The organism is Micromonospora sp. DT81.3, assembly GCF_049847225.1.
Classification (GTDB): Bacteria; Actinomycetota; Actinomycetes; order Actinomycetales; family Microbacteriaceae; genus Microbacterium.
Genome location: NZ_JBNCNY010000001.1, coordinates 42,359 through 66,373 on the forward strand (window position 1 = coordinate 42,359; position 24,015 = coordinate 66,373).

Annotated in this window: 21 protein-coding genes and 2 pseudogenes; 10 read left to right on the plus strand and 13 right to left on the minus strand. The window is 65.8% G+C overall.

From position 1 onward, the window contains the following. From ACPW96_RS00180 to ACPW96_RS00215, 8 genes are all read left to right on the plus strand, one after another. Complete coding sequence (locus ACPW96_RS00180; RefSeq protein WP_425881576.1) at positions 1–1,017, plus strand: NAD-dependent epimerase/dehydratase family protein; 1,017 nt, start codon at positions 1–3, stop codon at positions 1,015–1,017. Further along, the gene (locus tag ACPW96_RS00185; protein WP_425823789.1) at positions 1,014–1,586 is read left to right on the plus strand and encodes a dTDP-4-dehydrorhamnose 3,5-epimerase family protein; all 573 of its coding nucleotides are present in this window, start codon (positions 1,014–1,016) and stop codon (positions 1,584–1,586) included. The genes ACPW96_RS00180 and ACPW96_RS00185 overlap by 4 nt, the downstream gene beginning before the upstream one ends. Beyond that, positions 1,583–2,887, plus strand: a complete 1,305-nt coding sequence (locus ACPW96_RS00190) for an NAD(P)H-dependent oxidoreductase (RefSeq protein WP_425881577.1) — start codon at positions 1,583–1,585, stop codon at positions 2,885–2,887. Before ACPW96_RS00185 ends, ACPW96_RS00190 begins: the two co-directional genes overlap by 4 nt. 67 nt (positions 2,888–2,954) lie before the next feature. Then, positions 2,955–4,121 carry a glycosyltransferase family 4 protein gene (locus tag ACPW96_RS00195; RefSeq protein ID WP_425882129.1) on the plus strand — a complete coding sequence of 389 codons (1,167 nt, stop codon included), beginning with the start codon at positions 2,955–2,957 and terminating at the stop codon, positions 4,119–4,121. Next, the gene (locus ACPW96_RS00200) at positions 4,118–5,215 is read left to right on the plus strand and encodes a glycosyl hydrolase 53 family protein (protein WP_425881578.1); all 1,098 of its coding nucleotides are present in this window, start codon (positions 4,118–4,120) and stop codon (positions 5,213–5,215) included. Before ACPW96_RS00195 ends, ACPW96_RS00200 begins: the two co-directional genes overlap by 4 nt. A 32-nt stretch (positions 5,216–5,247) precedes the next feature. Then, positions 5,248–6,387 (plus strand): hypothetical protein, encoded by a 1,140-nt coding sequence (locus ACPW96_RS00205; RefSeq protein ID WP_425881579.1) that lies wholly within the window; start codon positions 5,248–5,250, stop codon positions 6,385–6,387. Next, positions 6,384–8,339 carry an oligosaccharide flippase family protein gene (locus tag ACPW96_RS00210; protein ID WP_425881580.1) on the plus strand — a complete coding sequence of 652 codons (1,956 nt, stop codon included), beginning with the start codon at positions 6,384–6,386 and terminating at the stop codon, positions 8,337–8,339. Before ACPW96_RS00205 ends, ACPW96_RS00210 begins: the two co-directional genes overlap by 4 nt. Positions 8,340–8,396: 57 nt before the next feature. Continuing rightward, a complete protein-coding gene (locus ACPW96_RS00215) occupies positions 8,397–9,356 on the plus strand; it encodes a glycosyltransferase family 2 protein (RefSeq protein ID WP_425823801.1) in 960 nt (319 codons plus the stop codon). A 77-nt stretch (positions 9,357–9,433) separates the two neighbouring features. On the opposite strand, the gene lhgO is transcribed toward ACPW96_RS00215, so the two are convergent. Together lhgO and ACPW96_RS00225 are read right to left on the minus strand one after the other, a co-directional pair. Beyond that, entirely contained in the window at positions 9,434–10,636 is a 1,203-nt protein-coding gene (lhgO, locus tag ACPW96_RS00220) for an L-2-hydroxyglutarate oxidase (RefSeq protein ID WP_425823803.1), read from the minus strand. A gap of 479 nt (positions 10,637–11,115) precedes the next feature. Then, positions 11,116–11,655 carry an acyltransferase gene (locus tag ACPW96_RS00225; RefSeq protein ID WP_425882130.1) on the minus strand — a complete coding sequence of 180 codons (540 nt, stop codon included), beginning with the start codon at positions 11,653–11,655 and terminating at the stop codon, positions 11,116–11,118. A gap of 434 nt (positions 11,656–12,089) precedes the next feature. Between ACPW96_RS00225 and ACPW96_RS00230 the strand changes: the two genes are divergently transcribed. Then, entirely contained in the window at positions 12,090–12,317 is a 228-nt protein-coding gene (locus ACPW96_RS00230; RefSeq protein WP_425882131.1) for a helix-turn-helix domain-containing protein, read from the plus strand. A gap of 697 nt (positions 12,318–13,014) precedes the next feature. After that, positions 13,015–13,365, plus strand: a complete 351-nt coding sequence (locus tag ACPW96_RS00235) for a hypothetical protein (protein ID WP_425881581.1) — start codon at positions 13,015–13,017, stop codon at positions 13,363–13,365. Between the two features lie 294 nt (positions 13,366–13,659). Here the strand turns inward: ACPW96_RS00235 and ACPW96_RS00240 are convergent, their stop codons facing one another. The 11 genes and pseudogenes from ACPW96_RS00240 to ACPW96_RS00290 all read right to left on the minus strand — a co-directional run bounded on the left by ACPW96_RS00240 (position 13,660) and on the right by ACPW96_RS00290 (position 23,848). Further along, positions 13,660–14,007 carry a CHAD domain-containing protein gene (locus ACPW96_RS00240; protein WP_425881582.1) on the minus strand — a complete coding sequence of 116 codons (348 nt, stop codon included), beginning with the start codon at positions 14,005–14,007 and terminating at the stop codon, positions 13,660–13,662. A 143-nt stretch (positions 14,008–14,150) separates the two neighbouring features. Next, positions 14,151–14,612: pseudogene (locus ACPW96_RS00245) on the minus strand (CHAD domain-containing protein); the annotation flags it as partial. A 165-nt stretch (positions 14,613–14,777) separates the two neighbouring features. Continuing rightward, positions 14,778–15,203: a hypothetical protein gene (locus ACPW96_RS00250; protein ID WP_425881583.1), complete on the minus strand. Its 426-nt coding sequence runs from the start codon at positions 15,201–15,203 to the stop codon at positions 14,778–14,780. Positions 15,204–15,410: 207 nt separating this feature from the next. Further along, positions 15,411–16,133, minus strand: coding sequence for a hypothetical protein (locus tag ACPW96_RS00255; RefSeq protein ID WP_425881584.1), 723 nt, complete (start codon positions 16,131–16,133; stop codon positions 15,411–15,413). Beyond that, the gene (locus ACPW96_RS00260; protein ID WP_425882132.1) at positions 16,126–16,713 is read right to left on the minus strand and encodes a sigma-70 family RNA polymerase sigma factor; all 588 of its coding nucleotides are present in this window, start codon (positions 16,711–16,713) and stop codon (positions 16,126–16,128) included. The genes ACPW96_RS00255 and ACPW96_RS00260 overlap by 8 nt, the downstream gene beginning before the upstream one ends. A 193-nt stretch (positions 16,714–16,906) precedes the next feature. Next, positions 16,907–17,782, minus strand: coding sequence for a DUF4394 domain-containing protein (locus tag ACPW96_RS00265; protein ID WP_425881585.1), 876 nt, complete (start codon positions 17,780–17,782; stop codon positions 16,907–16,909). Between the two features lie 163 nt (positions 17,783–17,945). Continuing rightward, a pseudogene (locus ACPW96_RS00270) lies at positions 17,946–18,098 on the minus strand (cation:proton antiporter); the annotation flags it as partial. A 92-nt stretch (positions 18,099–18,190) separates the two neighbouring features. Continuing rightward, on the minus strand, positions 18,191–18,358 hold the full coding sequence (locus ACPW96_RS00275) for a helix-turn-helix domain-containing protein (RefSeq protein ID WP_425881586.1): 168 nt from the start codon (positions 18,356–18,358) through the stop codon (positions 18,191–18,193). A 513-nt stretch (positions 18,359–18,871) separates the two neighbouring features. Continuing rightward, positions 18,872–19,930 carry a hypothetical protein gene (locus tag ACPW96_RS00280; protein WP_425881587.1) on the minus strand — a complete coding sequence of 353 codons (1,059 nt, stop codon included), beginning with the start codon at positions 19,928–19,930 and terminating at the stop codon, positions 18,872–18,874. A gap of 1,062 nt (positions 19,931–20,992) precedes the next feature. Beyond that, positions 20,993–21,523 (minus strand): FMN-binding protein, encoded by a 531-nt coding sequence (locus tag ACPW96_RS00285; RefSeq protein WP_425881588.1) that lies wholly within the window; start codon positions 21,521–21,523, stop codon positions 20,993–20,995. Between the two features lie 1,770 nt (positions 21,524–23,293). After that, on the minus strand, positions 23,294–23,848 hold the full coding sequence (locus tag ACPW96_RS00290; RefSeq protein WP_425881589.1) for a LuxR C-terminal-related transcriptional regulator: 555 nt from the start codon (positions 23,846–23,848) through the stop codon (positions 23,294–23,296). Positions 23,849–24,015 lie beyond the last annotated feature (167 nt).

The following is a 24,015-nucleotide window of genomic DNA, read 5'->3' on the forward strand; positions in this document are numbered from 1 at the left end:
GTGACGGGAACTGAGGGATACCTCGGTTCGGTCCTCGCTCCCGAACTCGTTCGGGCGGGGCATGATCTGCTCGCGGTCGACACGGGCTTCTATAAGGCGGGGTGGCTGTACAACGGCGTCGATTCGACGCCGCAAACACTCGTGCGCGACATCCGCGACATCGAAGCCGAGGACCTTGCCGGCATCGAGGCGATCGTGCACATGGCGGAACTGTCGAACGACCCGTTGGGCGCGTTCAATCCCGAGCTGACCCGGGGCATCAATCACACCGGCTCCGTGCGGCTGGCGACCATGGCCAAGCAGGCGGGCGTCGAGCGCTTCGTCTACATGTCGTCCTGCAGTGTGTACGGCGTAGCGGAGGGGATTGTCGACGAGTCATCGCCCATCGACCCTCAGACCGTGTACGCGGAGTGCAAAGCGATGGTCGAGCGCGACGTGCTGGCAATGGCGGATGACGGGTTCAGCCCGACGTTCCTCCGCAACGCCACCGCGTTCGGTGCCTCGCCCCGGATGCGGTTCGACCTCGTGCTCAACAATCTCTCGGGGCTCGCCTGGACCACCAAGGAGATCGCCATGACCAGCGATGGCACGCCGTGGCGACCCCTGGTGCATGCGCTCGACATCGCCAAGGCGATCAAGATGACGCTCGCCGCGCCGCGGGATGCGGTGCACGGACAGATCTTCAACGTCGGTTCGGATGAGCAGAACTACCAGGTTCGTGAGATCGCAGCGATCATCGGTGACGCGCTTCCCGGGTCAGAGGTGAGCTTCGGTGCCAGTGGAGGCGACAACCGCAGTTACAAAGTGACATTCGACAAGATCCGCGAAGTCCTGCCCGGGTACGAATGCGACTGGAACGCCCAAAGGGGTGTCGAGCAGCTGCTTGCGATCTTCGACTCGATCGCGCTAGACGAGGAGATGTTCCTCGGACGCGGCTTCACTCGACTGAAGCAACTCGAATACCTCATTCGCTCCGGGCAGGTCGACGAGGAGCTCTTCTGGAGGGTGCCGTCATGATCTTCCATCCGACCCCGATCGCCGACGTGAGCATCATCGATCTCGAGCTGCGCGGTGACGAACGGGGATTTTTTGCCCGTTCGTTCTGCCGGGAGGAGTTCGCGACGGCTGGCCTCGACCCTCACGTCGAGCAGGCGAACATCTCCTTCAACTACAAAGCGGGCACGCTCCGCGGCATGCATTTCCAAGTGTCGCCGAATGCGGAGACGAAGCTCATCCGCTGCATCCGGGGGGCGATCGTCGACACGATCATCGACATGCGCTGGGGCTCGCCGACGCGGCTGCAGCACGTGTCGGTGGAACTCACCGCCGACAGCCGGCAGGCGCTGTTCGTTCCCGCCTACTTCGCGCACGGCTATCAGACGCTCGTCGATGACACCGAGGTGCTGTACATGGTGAGCGGCGCCTATGCGCCCGGCGCCGAGCGCGGCCTTCGCTACGACGACCCTGCCCTCGGCCTGGAATGGCCGATGCCGGTGTCGGACACCTCACCCAAAGATGCGACGTGGCCACTGCTCGACACATGGTCACCGGCACAGCTCGCAGCGATATCGGGAGGTACCGAATGATCATCATCGACAACGCACTGCAGGCGCGGGAGGCCGAGGGCCGCCCGATCGGTGTCGCGATAGTAGGTGCAGGATTCATGGGACGCGGCCTGATCAATCAGATCACGAACAGTGTGCCTGGGATGCGGGTCAGCGTGGTCGTCAATCGGACCCTCGAGAAGGCGGAAGCCGCGCTTCGCGAGGCCGGTGTCAGGGACATCCGTGCGGTGACGGACGGCTCCGGTGTCGACGAAGCGGTGGCCGCGGGCGCCGTCGCCATCACGCAAGACTTCCGCGCCGCGACGGGCGCGAGCACCGTCGACGCGGTCGTGGAAGCCACGGGCGCAGTGGAATACGGCTGTCATGTCGTCGTGGAGGCGATCGCGGAGCGCAAAGACATCGTCCTGATGAACGCCGAGGTGGACGGGACGGTGGGTCCGATCCTCGGCAAGCGTGCGAAGGCAGGCGGCGTGATCATTACAGGGTGCGACGGCGACCAGCCCGGGGTGCAGATGAACCTCGTGCGCTTCGTGCGAGGGCTCGGGCTCCGTCCTCTTGTATGCGGGAACATCAAGGGCCTGCAGGACGAGTACCGCACCCCGACGACCCAGGCCGCTTTCGCCGCCAAGTGGGGTCAGGATCCCTACATGGTGACGAGCTTCGCCGACGGCACCAAGGTGTCCTTCGAGCAGGCGATTGTCGCGAACGCCACCGGGATGACCGTCGAACGCCGTGGAATGCGGGGCGCCGATCACGCGGGCCATGTCGACGAGCTGACGACGGCGTACGACGTCGAGGAGCTCGAACGCCTCGGCGGCGTCGTCGACTACGTCGTCGGCGCGAAGCCCGGGCCCGGGGTCTTCGTCCTCGCCGTCCACGACGATCCCAAGCAGCGTCACTACCTCAACCTGTACAAGCTGGGAGAGGGTCCGCTCTACAGTTTCTACACGCCCTACCATCTCTGCCATTTCGAGGTGCCGAACACGGTGGCGAGGGCGGTGCTGTTCCGAGACGCCGCCCTCGAGCCGCTGGGGGCGCCGACGGTCGAGGTGGTGGCGGTGGCGAAGACGAACCTCGCCGAAGGCACCGTCATCGACGGGCTGGGCGGGTACTGCACCTATGGCGTCGCGGAACGCGCGGACGTGACGGCCGGTGAGAACCTGCTTCCGATCGGTGTGGCCGAGGGTTGCCGAGTGCTCCGCTTCATCCCGAAGGACTCGGTGCTGACGTACGACGACGTAGAGCTGCCCGCCGGAAGGCTCGTCGATCGCCTCCGCGCGGAGCAGGCCGCCGAACTGCCCACGCCGGCGCTGACGATGTGAGGGGCCGTGTGCCTGAAAGTCGTCGCCGCCGAGCCGTAACGAGGATGGGACCACGATGAGGATTCTGATGGTGTCGAATGCCGTCTCACCTGACAAGCTGGGCGGCCTCGAGCGATACGTCCGTGAGCTTGCGGCAGCGCTGGTACGCAAGGGTCACGATGTAACGACGTTGTCGAAGCGAACCGATCTCGCGCAGCCGAGCCATGAGATCGGTGACGACGGGGTGCGGCTGCTGCGATTCTCAGCGCCACCGAAATCGGATCCGCTCTTCGTCGCGAAGACACCGGTGAGCATCGCGAGCGCTGTGCGGCGGAGGGTCCTGAGTGCGGATTTCGACGTACTGCACGGCCATTATCCGGTTCCGATGTTGCCGATTACGACGATGAGGATCCCGTATCTCTACACGTTTCACGCGCCGGTCTACCGAGAAGTCGTGGGGGAACGCCAGAACGCCTATCGCGCCAACCGGCTGGTCTCGCAAGCCAGCGTGCAGGTGATGAAACGCATCGAACGCCGTGTGCTGGAGAAGGCGAACATGGTAGTCACGCTCAGCGACTTCGTCGCCGGCGAGATGCGCGCGATTACACGACCCGGGTCGACTTGGTGGACGAAGATCCCGGGCGGTCTGCGGACCGACTACTTCACGCCGCTGGCTCAAGCCGGGGCGCCGCTGAAGATGGCTCGTCCGTTGATCGTGACGGCCCGTCGCCTCGTCGAGCGGACGGGGGTCGAGCTTCTTGTCGCCGCCATGGCCGCGGTCGTCCGTGCGCACCCGACAGCGCAGCTGGTCGTGACTGGAGACGGGCCGCGTCGGCCACACATCGAGAAGCAGGTGGCCGATCTTGCACTCGCCGGCTCTGTCCACCTCTTGGGGCGGGTCTCTGACGCGGACCTTCTGGCGTGGTACCGCGCAGCCGACCTGGCGGTCACACCCACGCTCGCGCTGGAGGGGTTTGGGCTGTCCACGGTGGAGGCGATGTCGTGCGGGACACCCGTCGTGGTCACCCCGGTGGGCGCCAACGCCGAGGTCGTCGCGGGTCTCGGCGAAGGGTTCGTCGCGAGATCCACCGATCCACAGGACATCGCCCGCGCGATCATCGGCGTGCTCGATGATCCGGTCGCGCTTGCGCAGAAGCGGCGGGAGGCTCGCGAGCTGGTTCACCCGCGGTTCGAATGGGACAACGTCGCCGATGCGTATGTCGCCGCCTACGAACACCTGGGGACGCGACGATGAAGGACGGAGAAGTCGAAACACCCGCGCGCTCCCCCAAGATCACTCGGCGCGGGCTGCTGATCGGTTCCGCTGCCGCAGTGGTCGGGGTGGGCGTCGGTGCCGCCGTGTTCGCCTCGGCTTCGTCGCGAGATCAGTTGCCTGAGTCCCGCGAGCAGTCCCCTTTGCCCCCCGATCGGGTGGGAGCTCACGTCGGCGCTCCCGTCGACGAGGAGGATGCGGTCAGGTGGCGCACGGACATCGATACGCTCGCCGGTTCTGGGCAGAACCTGCTCAGAACCGCCGTGTACCCCTGGCTTGTCGCGCCGGCGCTCAACAGCTGGGATGACCGGGCCACGGCCTTCTATCGAGAGACGCTGGCCTATGCGCGCGACAAGGGGATGGAGATCAATCTCGTCGTTCCCGGAGCACCTGATTGGGCCCAGGACTTCGGCTTCGACGAGTACGTCGAGGCGTGCACGTGGTTCTGGACGAAGATGCGCGAGAACTTCGGAGACCAGGTAGAGCTGTGGCAGGTCTACAACGAGGCGGATCACGCCCATTACCAGTTGTTCACACCGGCGACCCGAGACGCCGAGTATCTGGGTGAGTTCGCCGATCTGCTCGGAACCGCCCAGCGCGTCTTCGGGAGCGGCGACGGCGGTCGGCCCATCACCACCAACCTCACCGGCTGGCCCATGAACGACGAACGAGAACAGGAGTGGTATCTCGTTCTCGACGCCATCGCGGCTCAGGTGGATGTGCTCGGCTTCTCCGTGTATCCGGCGGACAACAGCGACGAGATCGGTCGCTTGGCCGAACGGATGCAGCGGGTCCAGGAGCGCTATGGCAAACCCATCTTCGTGGCGGAGACAGGGCTGCAGACGGGGCCGGACACGTGGACCGAGGAGGATCAGAAACAGTATGTCCCAGCGGCCATCGAGCAGTTGCGCAGCGTCGGGCTGTGGGGCCTCAGCCTCTACGAGTTGCGCGACGCCGAACCGCCGGACGCCGGGGTTGAAGATCTGACTCCGCTCGCCGGCTTCGGGATCATCCGTCGCGACGGGTCTCGCAAGTCGGGCTTCGACGACATCATGCACGCGTTGGCACCGCGATGAGGCCGTCGCCGCCACGCCCGGCGAGACCGATCGTGCCGCCCGCACCGCAGATCGATCGATGGGGCGCGTTCTGTCAGCTGTACGTGCTGACGCTAGCCGGTGTCGCCGTCGCGCTGTCGAGTCGATTCTGGCTGTTCCTCGATGAGAGGTTCACCCTCGACGCCGACTACATCCAAGCCACCCTGCGCGTTGCCGACGTCGGGTTGAGGCCCGAGGACCCGTTCCGCAACATCGCGCTGGTCTACCGCATCCTGGGTCTGACGGAATCCCCCGATCTCGCCGCGATGCTGGCCGTGGCGGTCTTCGGGGTTGCGACCTTTACGGCAATCCGATGGCACGAGATGACGCGCCTCACTCCGCTCGGCCTCGGCCTGATCACCATCTGCTACGTGCTCGCCCTGTTGTACATAGCTCAGTACAGCAAGGAGTTCGTGTCCCTGCTCCTGGTCGTCGCAGTCCTCCTGCTGCCCGCCGGTCTCTGGGCCGAGCTCGCCATCGTCGTCGGCATGGCACTCTACGCCAGTACCATGCGGCCCTACTGGGGCATCGTGGCCGTGCTCTACGTAGCGGGTCGACTGCTGCTGCCACGGCTACGCGGCATTCTCGTGCCGCTGATCCTGGTGGTCGTTGCCTATGTGGGGTTGCAGCTCGTGTTCAACACCATGCTCGGTTTACCGCTCTCGCACGCTCGGATCTCGGTCAACGAACTCCGCGCCGACATCAACATATCGGTCGGCTCGCTCATCGTCGACTTCCTTCCGGATGCAGGAGGGCTTCAATGGCTCAACGCGTTCCTCGTGTTCCTCAGCCTCGTCATACCGTGGCCCCTGCTCCTGGGCGGTTCACCCACCTATCTGTTGATCGCCGTGGTGCTCATAGTGCTGTGGCGGCTCGTGTACGTCGGCCTGCGCCGGGTGCAGACCGAGCACTTCATGGCCCCGACCGGCATGCCGGCTGCGGAAGCAGCGCGCGCGCCGTTCAGCGAGCGTGCGCCCCGTATCGAGCGCTCGATCGCCCTCCTCCTCGCCCTCGTAGTCGTGCAGGCGATCTTCGAGCCGGACTACGGCTCCTATGTGAAGCACCTGACTCCCGCGCTGCCGCTGTTCATCGCGCTGCTGCCGCTCCGGGGCCGGGATCGCTGGACCTTCGATAGTGTGGCGGTGCCTCGATGAGCCGGTCCCGCCTGCTTCCGCAAGCACGTCGACTGGGCGGGGATGCCGCGCTGGTCAGCGTGGGCCAGATCTTCTCGTACGCCTACCCGCTGGTCTCGCTTCCGCTTCTCAGCCGCACACTGGGCGTCGAGGGCCTCGGTGTCTTCGCCACCATCCTCGTGATCATCCAGCTGCTGCACGTGTGGACGGACTTCGGGTTCGGTTTCAGTGCGCTGCAGCGGATGTCGACCGCAGGCGCCCGAGAAGGACGCCAGGCTGTGGCCGCGGCCACGATCACGGCCAAGCTCGCGCTGTGGGCATCGGGATCGATCGTGGTGATGATCGTCGCGTTCACCGTTCCCTCGCTTCGTGACTATGGCTGGTATGTCATGATCGGGGTGCTGGCCTCGATCGGCGTAGCGCTCTACCCGATGTGGTATCTGCAGGCCACGGGTCAATTCAGACTGCTGGCGAGTCTCACCGCCGGATCCCGATTGCTGGCGCTCGCGGGACTCGTACTGACGGTCCGTTCCCCCGCGCAGTTCGGACTCGCGGTGTTCTGGCAGTTCGTGCCGTTTCTGCTGTGCGCCATCGTCAGCTGGGCGGTGCTGATCCCCCAGGGTGATATTCGTCTGCGGTTGAGCCGGCCGGCGGGGGCAGTGGACGCGTTGAGGGACAGTCTGCCGTTGTTCGTCAATCTGATCAGCGGGCAGTTCATCGTCATCAGCTCGGTGCTTCTCCTCTCGCAGGTATCGGGCTATCGGCAGGCAGGTCTGTTCACTCCCGCCGATCGGCTGGTCAGCGCCATCCACGGTGTCCTCGTAGCGGTCGAGCAGGCGATGCTGCCGAGACTCTCCGCCGACCGGCGGCCCGAGGAGCCGAACCAGCGAAAGCTGATCTTTGGCGGCCTGATCTGCTGCTACACCGTGTCCGGCATCACCCTGGCGGTGATCGCTCCCGTCCTCATCCCCTGGTACCTCGGGGATGAGTTCAGCGAGGCCGTCCCTGTCGTTCAGATCATGGGACTGGCGGTGGTGCTCTCGGGGATCGCCCGCACTCTCGTGCTCCACCTGGTCTCCCTGGGCAGATTCACGGCGTCGTCGGTCGTGATCGCGATGGCCGCCGTGTGGCATGTCGCCACGGCAGCGTTCGCCGCATCGGTCTGGGGTGCGATCGGCGTGGCCGTGGCTGTGTGCGGAACACAGCTCTTCATGGCCGTCGGGCTATGGATCGTGATAGCTCGACGCAGGATCGCGACGAGCCCAAGCAGCAAGACCCGCAGATTGGAAGGCAGGGACCAGATGGGAATATCGTTCGTATGGGAGGCGATCCGCGGCCGAATCGCCCTTTTCGTCATCACCGTCATCGTTGTCACAGGAGGCGGCATCGCGCTGGGAGCGATCTGGCCGAAGACGTATACCTCCAGCGCTCAGATCCTGCTGGGCGTGCGTACCTCAGGCACCACCATCGACGTGCAGAGCGCCACGCTGTATCTCAGGGAACGGGTAGCCACCTACGCACAGATCGTGAAGGCCGACGAGATCATCGATCCCGCCGCGGAGGCGACGGAGAGCAGCCCGGATGCGCTGCGCCGGGCAGTATCGGTGGGGATCATCCCCGAGACGGTTGTGTTGGAGATCTCGGCATCCGGAGCCTCCCCCGATCAGGCCGTCGAGCGCGTCGACGTGGTCAGCGCGCGGTTCCGCGCCCAACTTTCGGCGTTGAACGTGCGTACCGGCGGACCGCGACTCGTCGCGGCAGAGGTCTCCAGCCCTCAGCCCGCGACGGTACCCGATCAGCTGCACGGGACGACCCTCTACGTCGTGTCCGCCTTCGTGGGATTGCTGGTCGCAGTAGTCCTCACCACCCTCGTCGCTGTCATACGCGGTCCCAGGAGACGTCGCCGTGAAGAGCCGAGTCGGCTGAGCAGTCAGGAGAGCGAGTATGAGCTCCTCGACAGTGCGATGCGCTGACGCGGGAGGTCATGGCGAATGACATCCGCTCGTCGGACACCACAGGAAGGAGCCCTCGTGACTGACTCCGGCATCAACGTGCAGGATCTCGAGGCCGTGCTCGTCTCGTACCGGAGCCGCCACCATCTCGAGGAACTGCTCGAGATGTGGCCCCCGGACCTCGCCGTCGCCGTCGTGGACAACTCGGGCAACGTGGACGGGCTCGAACAGCTCGTCGAGAGCCTTGCCCACGTTCGCTATCTCTCCGGTCGTGGTCAGGGCTTCGCGCGCGGCGCGAACCTGGGCGCGTTCACGAGCGAGAAGCCGTACGTCGTCTTCGTCAATCCGGACTGCCGCCCCGACCTTGCTCAACTGCTCGCATTGGCAAGAGGAGTGGCGGCGGACGAGCACGCGATCACTCACGCGGCAACCCCGATCGGGAACGACGGCGCTATCGAGATCGGTGTCGGCGGCTGGGAGCCGTCCATCCGACGCACTGCTGTGCACGCCTTCGGACTGCACAAAATCTGGAAACGGGCAGGCCTCTTCGCGCACCCCGCGGTGGGTGAGCGCGTCGACGTGGACTGGGTGACGGGCACCTGCATGGCGGTGGACCGGGTGCGGTTCCGCGCACTCGGCGGCTTCGACGAGGCGTTTTTCGTGTACTGCGAGGACGTCGCCCTGGGCCACCGGGCCCGACAGCGTGGCTGGGGCAGTCGGCTGCGCGAGGACGTCCTCGTGCTGCACGGCACCGGCAGCTCGGGTGCGCCATCCTCTGAAATGCGTCGGTTGCAGGGGGCGTCGTTCACGACGTACATCAAACGCTACGGCGCGGGTCCCTTGCAGTCAGTGACGATTCGTGCGCTGTACGTTCTCGGGTTCAGCTGGCGCGCTGTGGTGTTGACTGTCGGGGGCCGTAGCGAGCGCGCCGCTGCAGCGTGGGCGATCATCCGCGGCACCGTCACCCAGCGCGCATACGTCGGCGGCACCGAGGTGGCCAGAGCACGGGCCGCAAAAGCCGAGGGACTGATCGGATAGGGGCGGTCCGACGAGCGATCGCGGTCGGCGAAGGCAGCGTTCGGTGCCGCCGTGCTGTCACTGAGCCGCGGCCCGAATCACGCGTGCGCCCGAAGGAGAAAATGCTCGATCACGTGTTCCGCGATAGCTATCGACGACGTGGCAGCGGGGGACGGCGCGTTCCGGAGCATGGTGACCGGTCCCACCTGGTCGACCGCGAAGTCGTCCAAGAGTTCTCCGCCGCGACCCCACGCCTGTGCGCGGACACCTGCAGCCGACTTGTGAGTGAGGTCGGATATCTTGAGCTCTGGGATGAAGCGGCGCGCTTTCTGGTAGTACAGCGGCTTGAGCAGCGACGCCGAGATCTCGTCGACTCCCATTCGCCAGTGCTGTTTGGCGAGCGGCCAAGCGCCGGGCCACGTGAGGGAGTCCCAGGTGTCCTTCGGTGAGACCGACCGCCACTTGTACCCCTCCCGTGCGAGGGCGGGGACGGCGTTGGGACCGACGTGTACGTTGTCGTAGACGCCGCGCGTGAAGTGCACACCGAGGAAGGGAAAGCGCGGGTCGGGCACAGGGTAGATCATGCCGCTGACCAGGTCGGTGCGCTCCGGCGACAGCTCCCAGTACTCCCCGCGGAACGGAAGGATCTTCGGCGCCGCATCCGCTCCGAGGAACGTCGCCACCACGTCGGACTGAAGTCCCGCGCAAACGATGAGGCGGTCGAAGAGGTCCTCGGAGACGGGCGTCGTGACCCGAACCTGGGCGTTCTCGAGCCGGATGCCGGTGACCTCGTGTCCCAGCCGGATGGATCCTCCGCCGGCGCGCACATCCTGCGCCATGGCCTCCGTGATCGTGGCGTAATCCACCACCGCCGTGTGCGGCGAATGGATCGCCGCCACGCCCGTGACGTGCGGCTCGATCTCGCGGAGGCGGGACACGCCTTCGATCCGCACGAGGTCTGGGACGCCGTTCTCGAGCGAGCGGCGTTCGATCTCCGCCAACGCCCCGAGCTCTAAGTCGTCGACGGCGACCACGAGCTTCCCGACTTCCCGGTACGGCAGCCCCTTCTCCTCGCAGAACTCACGCATCGACGAACGACCCGCGGCGCAGAGCGTCGCCTTCAGCGAACCCGGCTTGTAGTACAGGCCCGCGTGGACGACTCCGGAGTTGTGCCCGGTCTGGTGCTGCGCCAGCCGCCACTCTTTCTCCAGCACGGTGACCTCGTCGCCGCGAGCGACCAGCGCGCGGGCGAGCGCGATCCCGACGATCCCGCCGCCGATGATGCCCGTCGTGCCGGTCATCGGACCGCCCCCGACCCATGGATCCCAGCTCGCATGAAGAAGCTCAGCGCTCCCACCCCCCTCGGCTCCCAAGGGCGGCCCCGACTTCTGCACACCGCCCAGCGACTGCTCGGTAGCCTATCCGCGGCAGCAGGCCCGTTCGGTAGAACGGCGCTCATGGTCCACTACTTGTAACGTCACTGTCACGCTCGGGTCATCGTGGGCAGGTCGGGTGGCCACGCACGGTCGGTAGAGCCGAAGTCGCCGCATGTTGGTTGCGGCCGTCTTCGCGACCGCGACTCCTTCGATCGAAGAATATGGGGTGGATCCTCCGAATGCCACGAGATACATCACCCATGGCGGAAGAAGGGCTGCCGTGACGTAACGGAGCGAACTGTGCGGGACGAGGACCAGGATGGAGGCGGTGGCCACCACCAGGCGAAACCGCCCATCCGGCGGACCTTCGAGGTCGAGCGACGATCATGACCGTGCGCATCATCTCACCGCACGTGACCGACCGCTGAGGGCATGGCGGCGTTCCCGATGAGCGACCGAACCTTCTTGGCGGGCGCGCCGAAATACACCCCGTCCGGCTCGCACTCCTTGGTGACCAGCGAGCCGGCTCCGACAACTGCGCCCTTTCCGACAATCACCCCCGGCAACACTGTGCACCTTGCCCCGATCCAGGCCCCGTCCCCGACATTGATTGGCGCAGCGACATCCGATCCAGCGCGTCGCACATCGGACGCCGAGATCTCGTGCGAAGCCGTGACCATCAGCGTCCACATGCCGATCTGCACATTCTCACCGATACGGATGTCGGCATTGCCATCGAAGTAGCAGCCAACATTGGCGAACGAGCCCGCCGCGAATGACACCCGCCGACTTCCCAGATAACAGCGCTCGGCGATGCAGGCCGTCGCATTCACGTTGTAGCGCAGCGCACGGAGAACCCACCGACGGATCGGTCGGAGCACGAGCGGTGACGCCAACGGGCCGTTGACGAAACCTCGGTCCAGCTGAATGATCAACTTGCGCATCACGCTCAAACCGTGACCCCTTTCTCGGGCTCGGGAACGAAATTCTATCGGCCGCGGCGCGTCCAGTTCGCACACGGAGCGCGCCCCCTTCGGTCGGACAGGAACTCCAGATGATCAGCCATCAGTCCTCGCACTGGTTATGCCCGAGGGCCTGATGCCCGATCGTGGAGGCACGCCCGTCCGTCCGCCGCCACGGTCACGCAGCCCACCAGTTGCGAGTTCAGGTAGAAGTCCCTCATCCCGGCGACATCGACACCTACTGCGGTGGTGAAGCGGACCGAAGCCGTCCAGCTGCTCCCGTGACGTGCCGGGGCGGCTGTCGACGACGGTCGAAATGAGGCCGTTGCGACGCCTGTAGTCTCCAATGAGGATGGGACGGTCAAGTTCGTGCCATCGCTCGAGCCGCTCATCGCCCGCGTCATCTCGTCTCGTTCCTGCCAGAGGAGAAACGCGTTCAGATCGCCGATCTCGTGAACCGCGGTCTTGGTCCCACCGCGATCGGACAGCTGCTCTGGAGAGCGCCCTCGACGATCAGTCGCGAGTTGCGTCGCAACCTGCATCCGTCCGGGCAGTATCGGCCGTTTCACGCGCACTATGCGGCTGGGACTCGACGCCAACGCACCCCCCACTCAAGCTGGTGTCCGACGGTGAATTCGGATTAGTCGTGCTCGCGAGATAAGGAAGTGCTGGAGTCCGCAGCAGATCGCCAGAGCCCTCGGAACGCACATGAAGAAGTCATGTCGACGGCTGACCCGCCGGTCGAGGACCATGCTGCCGTTAGCTGGCATGCCGCTCGGCGCGCTTCGCGGCCCATCCAAGGTTCCGACGGCGTTTAGGTGCAGGCCCACGATGACACGTGATCTGTGATAGCCGCGTTTTGACGCTACCCTGTTTATGGACCCGGCGCGCGTCGGTGCCAGTTTCCCCAGACTGAGCATCCACCACGCATCTTGAGCGGCGGGCGCCAGCGGTCAAGGTTCCCCCCGAGAACCCGACCCCCCAGCAGGCCGTTCTCGGGGGGACCTCCCCCACGCACAGCGATGCGCTCGGGGTTCGGACGGTGCCCGAGCGCATCAACCACTCAGAGCGAGATCGGCTACTGTTCCCCATCAGCTTCGACGGACCCGCTCGATGGCACCGAGACTACGCGCGCGTCAGCCGCTGGTCCAGACCTCACCGTGCGCGGCTCGTGTGGGGTTCGCTCTTCGAGAGCAACCGCGTTCGGCACGGGGTCCTAGATCAACCCTGAGCATGTCGATGTGGCCGTCCCACTTGTGACGAACCGGGACAGCGCGCTTACGCCCATGGCAAGAGAGGCGCAGACTGGGGGGACACCCCTTGATGCTTGGGAGCACCGCCATGGGATTGTTTCGGTACGGCGAGGCACTTAGGGCCGATTTCGAGGACCGCACCCTGTGGCACCTTCAGTGGGTGATCGGCGCGAAGCTGCGCCGAGGCGAGTCTTTCCACTTCTCCTGGAAAGACGACCTCAGCGTAGGGAACGGACGAACCACGGTGTGGATCCACCCGACCTGTTCGATCCTCTACAAGTTTTACAGCGGGAACCGGCCACCCCTGAATGCGGCATGGCTGAAGGACCTCACAAGCACCGCCAACGCCAACAGTGGCCTGTACGTCATGCCCGAACCTGCTGACCTTGACACTGAGCTCCGCGATCTACAGGACCGGACCGACACACCGCGGACCTGAGTGGAGTGTGTCTGTGACGGCTTGGTTCGGTGCCACGGTGACGGTCTGACTCCGGCACATTTGATCGGCTGTCGGTGCGTGGTTCTCTCGAGGAGCTCGAGACCGCCATCGAGTAATACTGGATGCCTCGGCATCCGTTCACCCAGGGTCGGAGTCGATCCCGCTCCCACTGCGCCACAGCCAGGAGAATGTGTCGCCGACCGCGTCGAACCGCACCGGTGAAGACATGCGAACGTCGACTCCATGACCGATCGCGAGGTCGTCGCAGCCGCGTGCGGCTCGACGGCTGAACGGTCAGTGGATCCAGCCGCGGAGCTTCTTCTTCTTCTTGGACTTCCGCCAGGCGGACTCGAAGCGTTTGATCGCCAGCTCCCCACGCTGCTCCTCGTGAGCATGCAACCGGCCGTAGTTGAACGTGGCAGCGGTGCTGAATTCCTGGGGGGCGAGCTCCTCGATTCGCGAGCGCATGACGACGGTGTCCTGGTGTTCGCCCAGCTCCTCCTGAACGTCCTCCATGCCTCGCGCGAAGCGGGCGGCCGGCTTTCCGAAGAACTCGGCCATGCTTTCCCCGGCGTAACGTGCCTTTTTCGCTGCTTTCCGGGCCTCGTGCAATTGTGTCGCGATCGGCGGGGGCGGCGGCATGGTGCGCGGCCTTGATCAGGGCGTTGAGACGAGAGAAGGCGCGCGCGGCCCGGCGCGGCAGAACCTCGCCCGCGGGCCGTCCCGCCTTGCCGGCCAGCCGGGGGGTCACTCACCAGGTCGTGCAGCGCAACGAGGAGCCGGTGGTAGCGCTGCGAGTCCAGCGCCCGCAGCAGCCCGGCATGCGCGGTCCGGTAGCCCTCTTCCAGCGTCGTGTCGATCGTATCTCCGAGCGGACCCAGGTGAACTTGGCTGTCCTCCTCGTGTACAGCGGTGAGCATCCGCGCGCGCATCACCTCCGCGTCCCTGGCTGCGCCGAGTTCGCCCGCCAACCACCTGAGCTCGGAGCGTACCGGGACGTCCGCCTGTGTGCGCAGGACGGGCTGGAAGGTCTGCAGGGCGCTGCGCAGCCGACGGGTGGCTACACGCACGCGGTGCACACTCCCCGGGGTATCGAGGCGGACCAGCGGATCGGTGGTGATGATCTGCTCGAGCTGGTGGTGGACGTAGCGCAGGACGACTTCCCCCGCCGGCGACTCCGGTGAAGCACGACCGCCGGCTTCAGCCGTGCGCCGATCGTCGCCCCTCGTCCCCGATCCGAGCAACATCGGTCCGGGTGTCGGCCTTTCGAGCACCGAGGTCACGAAGTCGTCCGGCGAGGGAATCCTGCCACTTGCGTACCGCGGTAGCGACCTCGACCACTCGCCACTCCGCAGTGGAGGACTCCGCCGCGGGGACGCCGTTCAGTCGCTCGCCACGGACTTTGTCGTCCGCTAGGTCGACGACCACCTGACCTGCGGCGTCGACGAGGCGGCGCGTGGTTCGTTCGGTGAAGATCCGCGCCACCGGTCGGAGGGCCTCCCGCGCGTGCTCGCCCAGACCAGCTTGCGGATCGCGGCCGGCACGGTCACCGCGGAACGCCCAGCAGGGTACCGAACGGGCAGCACCTCATCCGCTCCCGGAACCTCGACCTGCCACCCCGCCTCATCTCCACCCGTGCGACGGCGAACGATCAGCCCTGCCCGGGCAAGGCGACGGTCGGCGGTGTCGAAATACGTGGCTTCATGGCGCTGGGACACCGCCTCGATCTCCGCGAGCGAAATCTCACCGGGCGGGGCGCTGACCAACTGCGCAATCGGTGGCAACGCGACCCCGCCGTCCACGTCGTATCTGTGGCGGTCCCTGATAGCGACGGGCATGAGTCAGTCCTTCCGCTGGGAGGCTCCGGCATCCAGCTACGGCGTGACTCCTGTGTTGCAGATCAGCCGAACCCCGTCACGAGTGAACGCTTCCCGCGCCGCGGGGTTCGCGCGAATCTCTAGACGGCCGCCAGCACCGCTGCCGCGGCGATAACTCTCATGGCGGGGTGCGTCGGACACGCCCGTTGTTAGGATTTCGTGGTTTGGTCACGCGTCGGGTAGGTCAGCGTGGGCGACCAGGGTCGCCTCGGCGTCGCGGATTTCGAGGCGCACGGCATCCTCTCGCAGCACAGCTGCGTTGACGCGGCAGTGGATCGGGACGGGAGATCCGAGCATCTGGCCGGCAGGGAATTGTGTCCCGTCGGTCGCGATGAACACGACCGTGTATGTCGCGCCGATGTCGAGGCCTGTCGCGTCGAGCACGGCTTCGGTGCCCCACGTGTGGGCCACCAGCTCGGCGTCGACCTGCACTCCGGCAACCGCGTCACGCACGTCGATGGGTTCGATCGCACCCAACGTACCCGGCGGGCCTGACGGCGCGATCGAGGTCAGCGCGGGCGCTCCGAATCCGATCGCGAGCCCGATCAGCAGACAGGCGGCGCCAATCAAGGGTGTCAGCCATGGTCGCCGGTTTGTCCGACGAAGAGGGGCGGACCCGATTTCGGGACCGTGGTTTCGATCCCGCGGGTGCTGCGTCGGGATCTCCCGCAGGATTCGGTCGCGTAAGGCGTCCGTCGAGGCGGGCTGCGCCCACGTCACGTCGTCGGTATCCTGCAAGCGGGCTGCGACGGCACGCAAGGCGTCGATCTCCTCGTTGATCCACGGATGCTCTCGTCGGAGACGGTCCAGTTCGTGCTGCTCGCTCGGAGTGATCTGGCCGGCGACGGCGGCCGCGATGAGTTCGTCGATGCGGTCAACAGGATCAGACATTGGGCTGCTCCGTTCCTTCCAGGTATCCGCGCAGCGCTCTCAGCGCATGGTACGCGCGAGTGCGCCACGTCGCGACGGGAACACCGCTCGCATCGGAGAGTTCCTGATAGGTGTGTCCCTGGAGATGGACGGCCAGGATCACCTCCCGATGCGCGTCGCTCAGGCGCGACAATCCTTCGATGATCTGCAAGCGATCAAGCGGATCGTGGACGGGCGCGCTTCGCATCTCGAGGTCCTCGTCACCGCCGATTCGAGGCATCCGCAGGCGCGTGCGCAGGGCGTCGGCGATGACGTTACGTGCGATGGCGAACAGCCATGTGCGTTCGGAGGCGCGGTCGCGGTCGAATCGCTCGCGTGAGCGCCATGCGCGCAGAAACGTCTCTTGCACGCAGTCCTCCGCCAACGGCCGGTCGCGGAGCGCGTTCACCGCGAACCCGAGCAGGGCGCTGCCGTGCGCGTCGAATGCCCGAGCTGCGTCGAAACCGCCCGATCCGGTGACCCCGACGTCACGGTCCGGTATGTCGGCGCCGTCGATCCGCTCACTCATCCGGCGTCTCCCGTGTCTCTGAGCGGCTCGCATCACGGCATCTCGCTTCCTCAACAGGGTAAGTGATTCTGATGTCCCCTCCGGGGCATACGTCCTGCGTTCAACCGTCTTGCGGCAGCTGCATCTTCCGGATGGCGTGACGACAGGACGACTGAGCCCCCGACACCGTGGTGCGATGCCGGGGCCCAATGGTCCCCGTCGAGCGACCCGCAGGCCGGGTCGGTCGTCAGAGCTGGTTCAGCGGGATCGCGATGTCGGTCACCGTGCGGTCACCGATACGGCCCTCGCTGGAGGCCGCGCCCGAGAGCAGGTCGATCTCGTATAGGACCCCGTTGCTGACGGCGTAGGGGAACAACTCCACGGCCTTTCCGCCGCGGACCATGCTGTAGATGTCGAACCCTGAGTCGAGTCCGAAGTCGACGCCGAGGGCGCCGGTCGGCGAGGTCGTCCCGGCGTTGGCCGGCGACTGGATGGTCACCTGGTCGCGCTCGGTGTCAAGGTCAAACAGCGTGGTCGCCGTCGCGGGGTCCAGGTCGTTGTTCGTGTACGCCGCACCCGTCAGGCCGGTGGCGGGAACGGAACCGGTGGCCGGAGGGACCGCCGGCCGGGTCAGCGCCGCGTCGATGACCGTTGCGGACGGGGTCGCGAACGGCTGGCGGAAGTTCTGACCGTTCGCCGTGATGACCCGCAGCGCGTCGGCAGCCGGGTTGAAATCGACGCCGTACGCGGCGCTTCCGTCGACCGGGATGCGGGCGCGGTTCTCTGCGGTGGCCCGTCCGCTGCGCGGGTCGAGCATGTAGATGCCGCCATTGTTGCCGACGCCGTAGAGCTTGGTGTCCTGGACGCGGTAGTCGATGCCTACTAGGAACGCGTCTCCGGCCAGACCAAGGATCTGAACTGCGTTGCGGGTGCGGCCCGGGCGGTCGGTGTCGAAGGTCACCAGTGACGTGCCCTGCTTGGCCAGACCCACGACGGTCAGGTTTTTGTCGCGCCAGTTCCCCCAATGGTCATCGGCCGCCGATGCGCTGCCAGCTGTCAGGCCTGCGGTAACCAGTGCAGCCGCGGCTGCGCCCACCAGGGCTGTCTTCATCGAGAATCCCATGATCACTCCTTGAGTCCAGGCCGGGTGATGCCCCGACACACAAGGGTGTACGTCGGCTCACGCCCGTGCGTTCACCCGTTCGGCAAAATGTGGGACACTGCGAACGGCGCTCTGCTAAACGAACAGTGGATTCAGGGGCAGGAACGGCGCCGCCGCGGAGGAAGACTACTGCCCCGACGATAACGATCGAGAACTCCCCGCGGGGCATGAGGACGAAGCCGGCGCGCCATCGGCCGGCCTCGCCGATATCGGCCTCGCGCGCCGGGTAGCCGGGCAGCAGCTTCGTCGCCATCGTGACGACGGCCAGCACGATGGCGGCTCTTCGCAAGTGACGGTGTACTTGGGTGAGCTCGTCGGTCGCCGGGTACGGCCGAGATCTTCCAATGCCGCCCGTCAGCTGGCAACGACTCAGGACTGCCGAGCAGTGTTGTTGACAAGAATGGCCAGCTGCGTGCGGCTGCGGACGCTCAGGCGCCGCAAGACAGTGGTGATGTAGCTCTTGACTGTCGCATCGCAGACAATCAGTTGGGCGGCGATCTCGCCGCTGGTCATTCCCTCCGCGACAAGCAGGGCCACCGCCCGTTGGCGCTAACCGAGCGCCGGGGTCAGATCTGGGGCAGCGATAGGTTCAACACGCTTCGAGTCTTCTGATCATGCGGGATCGCTCACCCCAGGCGATGCATAAGTCACTCTCGAGGCAAGGTGCCGCCGGGAGGCCGCCCTCCTCCCCCAAGCTTGGCCGCCACCGGCGGCCCGCCCGCATTTCACGTTGCCGCCCGCGCAGATGTCGCCGACTCACCAGACCGCAGGGATCCGACTCGTACCCCAGCGAGAGGAGCCACCCTCGGAATCGAGGATTTCGCTCCGAGCTGGGGAGCGGGGCAGAGAAGCGGGGGGTCCCACTCGCCTGGGATCTCTACGACCCGAAACCCCGCGCGTGGTTCACCGGCGTCGTGATCCGTTCAACCCGGCGTTGAGTGCCTTGCATCGTTTCGAGCCCCGGGCGTCGGTGTTGTTGTCCGGAAGCTCGGGGTAGACGAGGTCGATGGAACTTCTGGAATCCGTGTACAGGCGGGCTGCACTCGAGGCCTACCTGCCGGTGCAGACGACACCCACGCACTGACCGATCCCGTTTCCGAAGGCGATGTTTCCGCCGAGGTCGACGGCTCCCGGGGCATAGATCCCGTATCCGCCGTTCTTCGTTGCGATATTGCCGCCCACCTCGAGACCGGGCAGGTCCGTCTGGATCCCTGTTCCGGTGTTCTTCACCGAGACATTGCCCACGGCTCGGGAGCCCTCAGCGGTCCGCGGTGGGGTGTCGGGAAGCCCGGCGGAGAGAGTGAACTCCACCCCGACGTCGCCGAACATGAAGATGTTCTTCTCCACGATCATGGGCACGTTACCTCGGAGCGCGACTCCGCTTCTGATGAAGGCATTGCCCGTGATGACCGATGTTCCATCGGACCCGATATTGGAGCTGATGTTGCCCAGAACGCCGTTGGGCATGTTCATGAACTTGTTGCCCGTGAGCGTCACACCGCCCCAAAAGCCGCTGATCGGCTGAGCGTAGTTCTTGACGAGGCTGTTGGTGATGGTGATCCCTGTTTCGCTGATGTCACCCAGGCGGGCTGTCCCCTTCCCGTCCAGCTTGGAGGAGTCGATGATCACCTCACCCCCAGCGGAGGTGCTGACGTAGCTCTGCACGAGGGTCGACTCCCTGATCGTCGCGGTGGCGAGGAACACCAGGACGGGAGAACGCGTGAACATGGAGTGGGAAATAGCGAAGTTGCCGCCGAGTTGGCCTTGCACGCTCGAATCGACCGCCGTGACCCTTGTCATGTCCAACAACGTGTTGCCGAAGAAGTGGTCGATCGGCGCGCTGCGGAGATCAACGTCCGACATGGTGTGCGGCAGCATGCTGCCGAAGGTACTGTCCTGCAAAAAGATTCCGGTTTCCCAATCCTCGATGGTGCCGTTGCGGATCGTGTTGCCACCCTGAGAGTCCGGGCTGGTCTGCACCCCAATCCCGGACGATCGGCCTCCGATCAAGCTGTGCCCACCCAAATCCAACGTGACCTTTGAGCCAAGGATGAGGCCGTCACCGGACGGGCAAACCAGATCCGCGGTCAAGGTCACGTCCGTGGTCACCGTGCTGCCACATGTCACCCCCGGTCCCGCTGCCGCGGCGCTGCCCCCCAGTGCGACGGAGACCAGCAGAGCTGCCGGAAGAACGCCGAATGCAACGACCCCGCCAATCGCCCTCCCGGACCGATTGGGTGGCCGGCGCGCCGTCGAAGAAAGCTCCTGAGTCATTGCCGTGCTTCCCCTCCACAAGAGGCCTCACGTCGGCGGGCCAAGGGTGCGTCAACTGACCGGATGGTCTTGAGGCAAGGAGGCCTCCAGGCAGCGAGAGATGCCCGCACAGCGGCAGTCCCCAGTGCTGCCGGTGATCTTGCAGAGGCGCGGGATGACTCGATGCGTGGAGTGCGTCCTCGCGATGATCGTCCCTAACCCCCCACCGGTTGTCAAGAGGGCGCGTTGACTCATCGACTACCCCCCTCCTCCCCCGGAGGTAGTGGCATGAAGCAACGGGAGGGGCTCGCGCGTCGGCGACCGGAACGGTTCTCGTCCGAGCTCTGCACGGTAACGGGATTAGAGCCCGTACCGCGGCTGACATCATCGCGAGTCACTGAGGGACTTTCGGCGGCCGAGAGACGGGTGACGGGAACCGCTCCTCGGCGGCGAGACACTCATCGAGCCGCTCCCCCTCCGCACCGGCGTGAGCGCCGCGAGGTCAAGCCAATACACTCGGGTTCGACCGTTCGCCCGCGCGCGTACGAGCGCGGACACTCGCAGCACCCCGCGGCTGCCTGCTCACCGCCGGACGGCTGTGCGCCTCGTTCGCAGCCAGTGCGCCGACCGTGCGCCGTTCCTCGGCGAGAGCGAGAGGGATCCGACGCCGAGTGTCATCGGCGAGAGCCTCAAACGTATTCAGTCGAAGAAGGCTGGATCGTTTGATCTCGATCCAGCGTCGCCAGGCGCGTTGAGTTGCCGGGGTGGTGGTACTCGGTGACCAGTCGGCGTGGATACCGCGATGCACCGATCGACGGCGGCGTGGGCTGCCGCCGGAACCGGCTGGGTGGTCTCCTTCTCCGACACCGTTCCGTTGTTTCGAACGGCCAGATTGCGCGCACAGCCGCCGCCTTGGCGTCAGGCCGCCGCCTCGGCCTTGATCTCTTCGATCGCCTGGTTGAATCCGCCGCTCGTGAGCGAGGATCCGGCGACACGGCTCACCGAGATCGTGTCGATGTCTTCGCCCACGACGACATCGGCGATGCCCTCAATGAACCTGCTCTGGTACTCCTCCGACTCGCGAGCGCTCGGGTCTCCGACAACCTGCACTGCCGTGAGCACGTCGTTCTCCAGCGTCACCGTGACGCTGATCGCCTCGATCGACTCGGGCGTCTGGTACGAGCCCTCGGCGCTATAACTGCCGTCGACGTATGTCGAAGACGAGCCGGTGTCAGCGGGCCCTAAATCGGTCGAGCCCGAATCGGTCGAGCCCGAATCGGTCGACGGCGTGGCATCGGCCGACGGCGTGGTGTCGGCGGCGTCGGTCTCAGCGGTCAAACCTGTGCCGGCCGCAGAGCAGCCGGCGACCGCGATGATGCCTGCGACGCCGGCGACGGCGGCTCCGGCCCGAATGGTGCGGGACGTGCGAGGCATGGCGGTGCGGATCATGGTCGATCCTCCTTCTGCAGTGCCTCGTTATCTGTTTGCGAACGTGTTCGTCAGAGCCTACGCGGATGGGTCCGGAGCCGTGTTACGACCCCGTGAACATCAATCGAGCCGGCAATTCCGTGCAGCTGTGTCGACGGCGCCTCACCCTCGGGGACCGAACCCCAGCCGAGCTCTTCAGCCGGCTGCTACATCCCCAGAACCGCCCCTCGTTGCAATGACCGCTGGAAACCAAGACGTCGAAAGCGTTCAGGATTCAAGCGCCGACGACAGCAGATGCCAGTGAAGTGTCGAACGTCGGTCTGACCGAGGATGAGAGGGCGCAGATCGTGGATTGGTTACGTCAGGTCCAACAGGGGCGGCGTATCGTTGCTAGCGGGTCCTACGGGCATTTCGGGTTCACCTCGCCGCCGCAAGCTTCACCTCCTCCAACGTGAGTGGTCGGGTCGATTACCCTGTGCCGCAGCCGCTGAGCGCGCCCGCCCGGCATTTGGGCTTCGATAACAGTCGAGTTATCGCTTCCAGGTCGAGCCTGGAGTTTCTAGAGCGCGGCCGGGTAGGGGGACTTCCGAAGTCGGTGGGGGTCGTCGGGTGGGCTACCAGTCGCGGCGATCGCGCCTTCGGAGATGGGAGGCGGTCCGCCAAAGCAGGCGCCTTGGGAGAGTGGATCGTTGAGGGATCTCAGCCCGCACGCCGCCCCGCCACGACGGACACGCGGTGCGCAACTTCGGGAGATCCACTTCGTCCGTGGCGTGGACCCCATAATCGTCGAGGCACAGAGCGACGACTCAGAGGGACCACACCGCGTCACGGTGACGGTCGAGTAGGAGCTCACCACCGCGGAACTTTAGTTCTCGATAAGGTCGCTAGTCACCTGACGATGTCCAAGCGCGCAGGGCAAGAGACCGGCTGGGCTGTCGCACCTCGCAGTGTCGGTCACTTGGGTCGGCGTCTCGCCGAGCAACCGTCTCCGCTCGGTCCTCGCGAAGGAGAACGTTGGCCTGGGTGCAAGATCGGCGTCGTCAATGCCGGCGACACCGGAGCACCCGACGAGCAGTTCCTGGACATCCAAGACGTCGCCACGTATTCAATGGACGGGCACGCCGGCGTCGGCCCTCAGGCGGCCATGGCCGCTCGGACACAGTCCACGACTTCGACGGAACTCGCCTCGCGAAGAAGGTATCCGGGCGTCTGCATCGGGGTGCGTCGTCCAATCGGGCTCGCGTGCTGATCGGGAGCCCAGCATGCGGATGCGAACACCTTCTCGGTTCAGCGCTGCGACCATGAGCAGCGCGACATCACCGAGCCGGGAACTGACCAGGGCAAGGTGTGGTGCGAACAGCTCGGACAGCTCGAGGGCACGCGCAGGGTCAGCGGTCTCCCCGATAACCACAATCTGCGGCAGCGACTTCCGGGATGTGCAAAGACCGGTCCGATACACCTCATCGTCGTCGCAGACCAGCACCCTGAACCGGCGTCGTGGACGGCTCAGCACGAGGATCTGACACACACGAACTCCCGTCGTCGGCCAACCGGCGATGCGCCCGGCAGTGCGCGCGAGGCGTCAGTACGACGATAGATCCGTTCGCGTCGCTCCCACATCCACCGGGAGTCCACATCCGTGTCCGCTTTCCGGGTACCACGGTCGGGGTGCACCGATCGACGACCAGCGCCCAGACGTGCACCAGTCGAACGGTTCGGGAGCAGATCCTGCTGGTACACGCATCCCCCGGAGTGTCGGAAACCCCGGCGCGCCCGCCCGATGGCGACGTCTCAGGACTGCCCAGCAGTGTTGTTGACAAGAATGGCCAGCTGGGTACGGCTCCGAAGGCCAAGGCGCCGCAAGACCGTGGTGAGGTGGCTCTTGACCGTCGCATCACTGACGAAGAGCCGGGCGGCGATCTCGCCGTTGGTCATCCCCTCCGCGACAAGGAGGGCCACCGCCCGTTGGCGTTCAGTCAGCCGGGTCAGAGCGCCCAGCTGCGCAGGGATCTCCGCCGGGCCGGTCGGTTCGGAGGTCAGGAATTGCACGAGGTGGCGCGCGAATGTTGGGTCGAGGGCGAGCCCGTCCTTGGACACGGCGCGGATGCCGTCGACCAACTGCGACGCGGCTACCCTCCGAGAAAGGTAACCCCTCGCCCCGGCTCGCAACGCTTCTGCCAGATCGTGCTCGGACTCGGTCTCGGCAAGGATCAGTACCGCTCGGTCGCGAAGGCACAACGCACCGACGGACTCCGCTTGCACGTGCTGCAGCAGCCCCTGGCGGATGACGACAACGTGTGGGTCCACCCGGTCGGCCAGCGAGCATGCCGAAGCGACGTCTCCCACCTCGCCCACCACGACCAGGTCGGGCTCGAGCAGGCTGAGCAGTCAGCCGTAGACGAGCTGCGGGCCGTTGTCCGGCACCGGCGGGGACTGATCGCTGATCGAACCAAGGCCCAGCAGCGTCTGCACGATCAGCTCAACGCTCTGGTACCTGGCCTATCAGCGCCGGC